7 protein-coding genes and 1 pseudogene are annotated in these 7,563 nt (G+C 34.1%); 7 read left to right on the top strand and 1 reads right to left on the bottom strand.

What is annotated here, in order from left to right:
- Positions 1-123: helix-turn-helix domain-containing protein (locus V757_RS28480; protein ID WP_023952519.1), on the bottom strand; the 123-nt coding region annotated here is incomplete at its 3' end.
- Positions 124-222: 99 nt separating this feature from the next.
- Between V757_RS28480 and V757_RS25185 the strand changes: the two are divergent.
- From V757_RS25185 to V757_RS25215, 7 genes and pseudogenes are all read left to right on the top strand, one after another.
- Positions 223-495: pseudogene (locus tag V757_RS25185) on the top strand (enolase C-terminal domain-like protein); the annotation flags it as partial.
- An 11-nt stretch (positions 496-506) separates the two neighbouring features.
- Positions 507-1,466, top strand: coding sequence for an AraD1 family protein (araD1, locus tag V757_RS25190; protein ID WP_023952523.1), 960 nt, complete (start codon positions 507-509; stop codon positions 1,464-1,466).
- Positions 1,467-1,569: 103 nt separating this feature from the next.
- The gene (locus tag V757_RS25195) at positions 1,570-2,430 is read left to right on the top strand and encodes a Bug family tripartite tricarboxylate transporter substrate binding protein (protein WP_162146586.1); all 861 of its coding nucleotides are present in this window, start codon (positions 1,570-1,572) and stop codon (positions 2,428-2,430) included.
- A 490-nt stretch (positions 2,431-2,920) separates the two neighbouring features.
- A complete protein-coding gene (locus V757_RS25200) occupies positions 2,921-4,402 on the top strand; it encodes a tripartite tricarboxylate transporter permease (protein ID WP_023952528.1) in 1,482 nt (493 codons plus the stop codon).
- A 3-nt stretch (positions 4,403-4,405) separates the two neighbouring features.
- A complete protein-coding gene (locus V757_RS25205; RefSeq protein ID WP_023952530.1) occupies positions 4,406-5,314 on the top strand; it encodes an amidohydrolase family protein in 909 nt (302 codons plus the stop codon).
- A gap of 14 nt (positions 5,315-5,328) precedes the next feature.
- Positions 5,329-6,294 carry a DctP family TRAP transporter solute-binding subunit gene (locus tag V757_RS25210; RefSeq protein WP_023952532.1) on the top strand — a complete coding sequence of 322 codons (966 nt, stop codon included), beginning with the start codon at positions 5,329-5,331 and terminating at the stop codon, positions 6,292-6,294.
- Between the two features lie 23 nt (positions 6,295-6,317).
- Positions 6,318-7,277: a TRAP transporter substrate-binding protein gene (locus tag V757_RS25215; protein WP_023952534.1), complete on the top strand. Its 960-nt coding sequence runs from the start codon at positions 6,318-6,320 to the stop codon at positions 7,275-7,277.
- Positions 7,278-7,563 lie beyond the last annotated feature (286 nt).

Genomic DNA, 7,563 nt, shown 5'->3' on the forward strand with positions numbered 1-7,563 from the left:
GATAAAATGTAATCCCTCAGATACGCCCATAATTTTGCATGCTTGCGACACATTTTTTAATTGCTCTGCTAAATTAAGCAGTCCTGCTTTATGTTTAATCACATTATTGGTAGTATGTAACATGAGAGTTTCCTTTTGTTTGTTTAAAAGATTCGCACCTCTTATTCAAACGGGAAACTCTCTTTTTTGCAACTCATTTGTCAGATTTGGTCTGAACTTCTACAAATTAATGCTTTATGTGAAGCCTATAGTGTTCCTGTAATCCCTCATGCAGGCCAAATGCATAATTACCACCTTACTATGAGTAGTGTTAATTGCCCTATGAGTGAGTATTTTCCACAGTTCCATGTAGAAGTTGGGAACGAGCTTTTCTACTACATATTTAAAGGTGAACCTGTAGCAGAAAATGGTTTTTTACAGTTGGATGATAATACGCCAGGTTTGGGATTGACTCTAAATACTGATTATTTAGACCAATTCAAAATTATTGAATAATAGAGGAAAAAATGAGATTAGTATCGTTAAAAGTTAAGAATAAATCTCGTACAGCAGTGGTAGAAAATGAGAATAGTCTTCGTCTAATTGATTTTGATGGTAGTACATATAATCTTTTGAAGGAACTAGTGTTTGATGGTGAAGATATTGAAAGCTATATTTCCAAAAGACTGACTGATGACATCATAAATTATGCTGATGCTATTGAACAAGGTTGTATTGAAATCCCAATGATGCATCCAGATGAGGCACATTGCTTAGTTAGTGGGACAGGGTTAACGCATATGGGGAGTGCTGATACACGTAATGCGATGCATGCCAAATTGAATGAGGATAACTTGTCTGACTCCATGAAAATGTTTAAGCGAGGAATGGAGGGTGGCAAACCTCAGGATGGAGAACTAGGGGCTGAGCCAGAGTGGTTTTATAAAGGAGATGGATCTATCGTAGTCCCACCTTATCAATCATTGCCTGTACCATCATTCGCTGAAGATGCTGGAGAAGAGCCTGAAATTGTCGGGTTATATATTATTAATAAAGCAAGAGTACCAATCCGAATAGGATTTTGTATTGGTAATGAGTTTTCTGATCATGTGAAAGAAAAACAAAATTATTTACTGTTGGCACACTCTAAATTACGTCCATGTAGTATAGGTCCAGAAATTTTGGTTGGGGAGTTGCCTAAAGATTTAACAGGGGTTAGTAAAATTGTGCGCAATGGTAATGTTGTGTGGGAGAAAACATTTTTAACAGGAGAGGATAATATGGTGCATTCAATAGCAAATCTTGAAAAGCATCATTTTAAATATGAACAATTTTGTAAACCAGGAGATATGCATATACATTTTTTTGGCACATCAACACTAAGCTTTGCAGATGGAATAAAAACACAAGATGGAGATGTGTTTGAAATATCAATTCCTGAATTTGGGAAAGCATTAGTAAATAGTATTGATTACCAGAGTAATTAAATTTAATTTAGGAGACAAATATGAAAAAAAAATTAATTAGTTCTAGTAGCAGCTATGTTATCAGCAAATGCTATGGCGGCATTTCCAGAAAAAAAATCTGGAAATGGTTACACATTCAGGAGCAGGTGGTGGGACAGATTTGACAGCTCGAATAACCGCTAGTCTTTTAGAACCAATTTTTGAAAAATCAATAACAATTATTAATAAAAAGGGTGGAGGGGGAGCATTGTCATTAGAGTATTTAGATTCAAGACCTGCAGATGGTTATACGATTTTAACGTATACAAGTGGGCAAGCTGCTGAGGTAGCTAAAGGTAGTACGAAAACTACTCTTAAAGATTTAATTCCAATAGCAAGAGCAACTGATGACCCTCAGATTTTGATGGTTAAGTGTAAGCGATTTGAAAATGCCAATCAGTTTATTGATAAACAGAAAGAAGAGGCGTTTACGTACGGTACAACTCATTTGGGAGGTATTGATGATGTTTCTGCTTTCGCTTTTACGGCGAAAGGAAATTTGAAAACTGCTGAAGTGATTCCTTTTGAGGGTGGCAATGAAATATCAACACAGATAGTGTCTGGCGGAGTGGATGTTGGAGTTTTAAATCTTGGTGAGGCAAAGGTGCAAATAGATGCAGGCCAAGTGTGTCCAATAGTTGTCTTAGCTGATGAAAGAATGAAAGCGCTTCCACATGTTGCAACAGCAAAAGAATTAGGAATTCCTGTAAGTTTATCAACAGTACGTGGGTTTGTGGTAAAAGCAGGAACACCACCTGATGTCGTTGAAAAAATTGAAAAAGCTATCTTGGATGCAATGAAAAAACCGGAGTATCATAAATTTCTTGATAATTTAGGTTTAGATGAAACATCAATTGCAAATAAAGAAGTTTGGGGAAAACAATTAGAAGAAGCAGATCAAGAGATGAGAAGTTCTTTGAAGCAGCTTGGTTTTATTAAGAAGTAATCACCTCGGAGGAAGACATGCAATTAACTAAATCTAAAAATCTAATTTTAACGCTAGTTATTTTATTATTTTCAGTACTAGTGTATTTTTTTTGCTTATCAGTTTGATGATCTTCCTCCTATATTAAAGAGGGGGCTGCAGCCAGCTACATTTCCTATTGGATGCTCATTAATTATCATAGGTTTAACCTTTTTAATGTATTTCAAGGAGAGGAATATTCTAGAAGATACAGAGGCTAAATTTAATGTGATGACAATAAAAATAGCTGCTGTAATACCATTTTTTTTTAATTATGTTGAATATCGATTTTTTCTTAGCAATTTCTTTTACAGCAATTGCAATTAACATTTTATGGTCAGGGAAAATTGGTATTGGATCATTATTCATATTGGGTATATGCATACCATTATTTGTTTATATGTTGTTTGGCATGCTCTTAAATATAAGATTTCCTGATGGTTTAATTGTTCACTATATTTATGGATAAGTTATGGATATTGTAATGAGTTCGTTGGGGAATTTAGCTGATTTTCAACTTTTAATATGGATATTGGTTGCATCCATATCAGGTATATTAATTGGCTCACTCCCAGGTTTAAATGCTACTACTGGAGTGGCGTTAATTTTACCTTTTACAATTACTATGGGAGTAGTAGAGGCAGCTACGATTATGCTAACAATTTATTGTGCTGCTACTTTTGCGGGAGCAATAACTGCTATTTTAATTAATACTCCAGGCACATCAGCTAGTGCTACTACATGTCTAGACGGCTATCCTCTTGCTCAGAAAGGCGAAGCTGGAAGAGCATTAGGTATAGCTACAGTTGCATCAGGAATAGGTGGTGTCTTAAGTGTGATTTGTTTAATGGTTGCTGCTCCATTACTTGCAGGTATTGCGTATAGATTTTCACCCCCAGAATATCTGACGTTGACAATTTTTGCAATATCTATGCTAGCAACAGTAGGTAACAGTTCAGTAATTAAGAACTTATTGGCTGGTTTTTTTGGGATTTTAATTGCAACTATCGGTATAGATCCTTTGACGACAGTTGATCGTTTTACTTTTGGTATATCAGCTCTAAAAGAGGGTATAGATTTAGTCCCTGTCATGATTGGAGTATTTGGTATTAGTGAATTGTTTGTTCAGGCATCACAGGCAAAAATAACACGTCAGTTAGTTCAAATGGATAGCATTAAATTACCAACATTTGAAGATTATAAAAAAACTTGGAAAACTATTTTAAGATCAACAGGAATTGGTACTTTCATTGGAATTCTACCTGCTGAGGGTGCTACGGTTGCATCAATTGTTGGATATAACGAGGCTAAAAGATGGTCCAAAGAGCCTGAAATGTTTGGCAAGGGATCTATAGAGGGGATTGCTGGGGCTGAAGCCGCAAATAATGCAGCAACAGGAGGATCCATGGTTCCTAGTCTTGCGTTAGGTATTCCAGGTAGTCCTACTGCTGCAGTAATTCTTGCTGGATTAATGATTCATGGAATTAATCCAGGGCCAAATTTATTCATAGAAAAAGGTGAGACTATATATACAATTTTTTGGGCAATGTTGTTGGCTAATGTAGTTTTTGTAGTCTTGGGTTTGATTGGAGCCAAAATTTTTGCTCGGATAACTTTCATTCCTACATCTATTCTTTGGCCCACAGTGTTTGTATTTTGTATTGTAGGTTCATATTCAGTTAATTTATCAGTAGTTGATATTTATATCGCTTTAATATTCGGTGGATTAGGATACTTGATGAGACTTTTCGGATTTTCTCTTATTCCAATGACTATTGGTTTAATTCTTGGTGGCGTTTTGGAATTAAGATTAGGTCAAACGTTGACAATGATAAAAGGAAATTGGTGGTTAATTTTAGAACGTCCAATTTCGCTTGTATTCTTATTGGCTACAGTTTTAGCTTTAGTTATGCCGATGATTAAAGCTTATCGTCGTAGAAGTGCAGGAAAATAAAATATGAATCTAAGCACTATTATGGAGATTCCGAAATTTGATGCACATATGCATATTTGGAATATATCTCAAAAAAAGAATCCTTGGCTAATGGAAGAAAGTGTAATCCCATTTAGATATGGGGATTATACAAAGATTCGCAAAAACTATTTGCTCAATGATTATCAAAAAGATTTTAAAAAGCATAATATTTTTGGTACAGCTTTTGTTGAGACAGAGTGGATTGAGGATGATGCTAAAGGTGAAATTGAATTTGTAATTTCCAATAATCAGGATAATTTTATTCGTGCGATTTTATGCCAAAGTAGATTGGAAGTAAATTTTAGAGAACAAATTAACATAATCAAACAATACTCTCTTGTAAAAGGTATTAGGCAAAAACCTAAAGTTATTCCATTTGAAGATTATTACTCTACTTTGCCAGAATCTAAGACAATGTTGACCACTGATTTTTTGAATGGGTTAGAAATTCTTGATCAATATGATTTGATTTTTGAAGTTCAAACTGCATGGTGGCATTTACCAGAATTAATTGAAGTCAAACAGAGATTTCCTAATCTGAAAATTGTTATTAATCATGCAGGAATGCCCGGAAGCAGGGAGGATGCTATTGTTCAAAAATGGTATGAATCATTAAAGAGAATTTCTCATCTTAATAACGTATTTATGAAGATATCAGGATTTGGAGAGTTTCAAAAATGGGACTATCAACGAAATCAGGTTATTTATCAATCATTAACAGAATTATTTGATAGTAAAAAATTATTATTTGGAACAAACTTTCCTGTAGATAGTATTGTTGTTGATGCTAATTATTTAATGGATGGCTTCTATAAAGGATTATCACATTTAAACATTTTAGATTTAGAAAATATTTTTTATAAAAATGCAGTTACTTTATATAAAGTTTAATTTAGGAGACATAAATGAAAAAAATTTCCCAAACACTATTTTTAGTGATGGCAATCGCTGGTTTTAGTAGTTCAGCTAGTGCTAATGTTATTGGACGTTTAGGTACAAGTTTGCCCGATACGCATCCATTGACTCTAGGGGCAAAAAAATTTTCTGATTTAGTTAAAGAAAAAACAAAGGGTGAAGTTGTTATTAATGTTTATTCAAATGGAATTTTAGGTAACGATGTTGCGATGACTTCCATGGTTCAAGCTGGTACTTTAGACTTCACTACACCATCTACTGCAACTTTAGCTAGTTTGGAAGATGACTTTACGATTGTGAATTTACCTTTTATTTTTAAAGATAGAGTAGCCGCTTTTTCTGCATTAGATAGTGCTTTTGGGAAAAGTCTATTAGCTAAACTTGATGAACATAAGCTACACGGTTTAGCTTTTTTTGATCATGGTTTTCGGCAAGTAACAAATAGTGTAAGACCTATAAAAACTATTGAAGATATGAAAGGAATAAAACTTAGAGTTATGGAAAATAAAATGTTCGTAGAGTTTTTTAATAGTATAGGTGCCAATACTGTTGCAATGCCTGTTAATGAATTGTATACGGCATTAGAGACCAAAACGGTAGATGGACAAGAAAATCCATTTATTGTTATAGATGCAAAAAAAATGTATGAAGTACAAAAATATTTAAGCTTAACAAACCATTCATATGATACTCAAGTTCTCCTTGAGGGTGCGGTGTTTATGCAAAAACTAACTACTGAACAACAAAAAAAAGTTGAAGAAGCAGCACGAGAAGCTGCTATTTGGCAACGTGAAAAATCAACACAGTTAGGAGAACAATCTTTAAAGCTCGTGTCTTCACATCTACAAGTTAATAATATAGAAGAAAAAGAAATACAAAAGTTTAGAAAGGCAGCAGAGCCTATCTGGGAAAATTACAGGGAAAGAGCTAGGAAATTGGGATTAAAGTTTGAATAACTAAGAAATGGAAGGAGAATATTATGATTAAACAAATAATACTTAGTAGTATTTGTGTAAGTTTGATGAATAGTGCGTTCGCTACTACAGTCTTGAGATTTGCACATGCGCATCCCCAAACAGATAGTCAGCACAAAGCAGCAGAGTTTTTCGCTGAGGAGGTTAAAAACAAAAGTAAAGGTGAGTTAGAGGTAAAAATTTTTCCAAATGGGCAATTAGGTAATGATAATGCAATGATTGATGCTGTAAGAGGAGGAATGATAGATTTTGAATTATCAGGGAATCCTTATTTTACAGGAATGGCTCCCGAATTAAATGCATTAGATATTCCATTCTTATTTAAGGATGCTAGTGCTGCATATAATGTGTTAGATGGACAAATTGGAAAAGAATTGTTGGGGAAGCTATCTGCGCATGGTTTAGTAGGTTTGGCTTTTTGGGAAATCGGTTTTCGTGATTTGACTAATAATATACGTCCAGTCCAAAAAGCAGAAGATGTGAAAGGGTTAGCTTTACGTACAACACCAAATCCTATACATCTTGCTTTCTTTTCAGCTTTAGGAGCTAACCCTACGCCGATGCCATTTGCTGAGGTTTATACGTCATTAGAAACCAAAACTATTGATGGGCAAGAGAATCCAGTAAATTTAATTAAATCTGCTGGTCTTGAAACTGTTCAAAAATATTTATCCCGGACTAAACATGCTTATACTGCAGCACCTTTAGTCATGAATAAAAAAAAGTTTGATTCTCTCAACGAAGAAAATAAAAGAGTGGTTATAGACGCAGCATTTGCGGCAGCAAAGTATCAGCGTGAATTAAATGCAAAACAGGAGGCTGATAATTTGGCTTTTCTTAAAGAAAAAGGAATGGTTGTTAATGAGGAACTTGATCGAGAGAGTTTTAAAGCTATTGCTCAAGATGCCATTAATAAAGCGGTTAAAGGTAAACCGGCAGAAGAGTATTTTAAAAAAAATTCTTGATGCTAAATAAAAAACTTGATTCTGAGGTTTGATATGAGAAAGCAGGTGATGATAGACCATGCATTAAAAATCGAAAAGATTATTACTTTAATTAATGTAATTTTATTGGTTTTTATGATTTTGATGGTTTTTGTAAATGTTGTACTACGTTACGGATTTAATAGTGGAATATCTGTTTCTGTAGAAATTTCTAGTATTTGTTTTTGTTATGGATTTGTTATTTTGGAAGCATAATTGCCTTAGGAAGAAACCAACATTTATCAATACCTATAATGTATCGTTCTGA

The organism is Pelistega indica (genome assembly GCF_000506865.1).
Lineage (GTDB): Bacteria > Pseudomonadota > Gammaproteobacteria > Burkholderiales > Burkholderiaceae_B > Taylorella > Taylorella indica.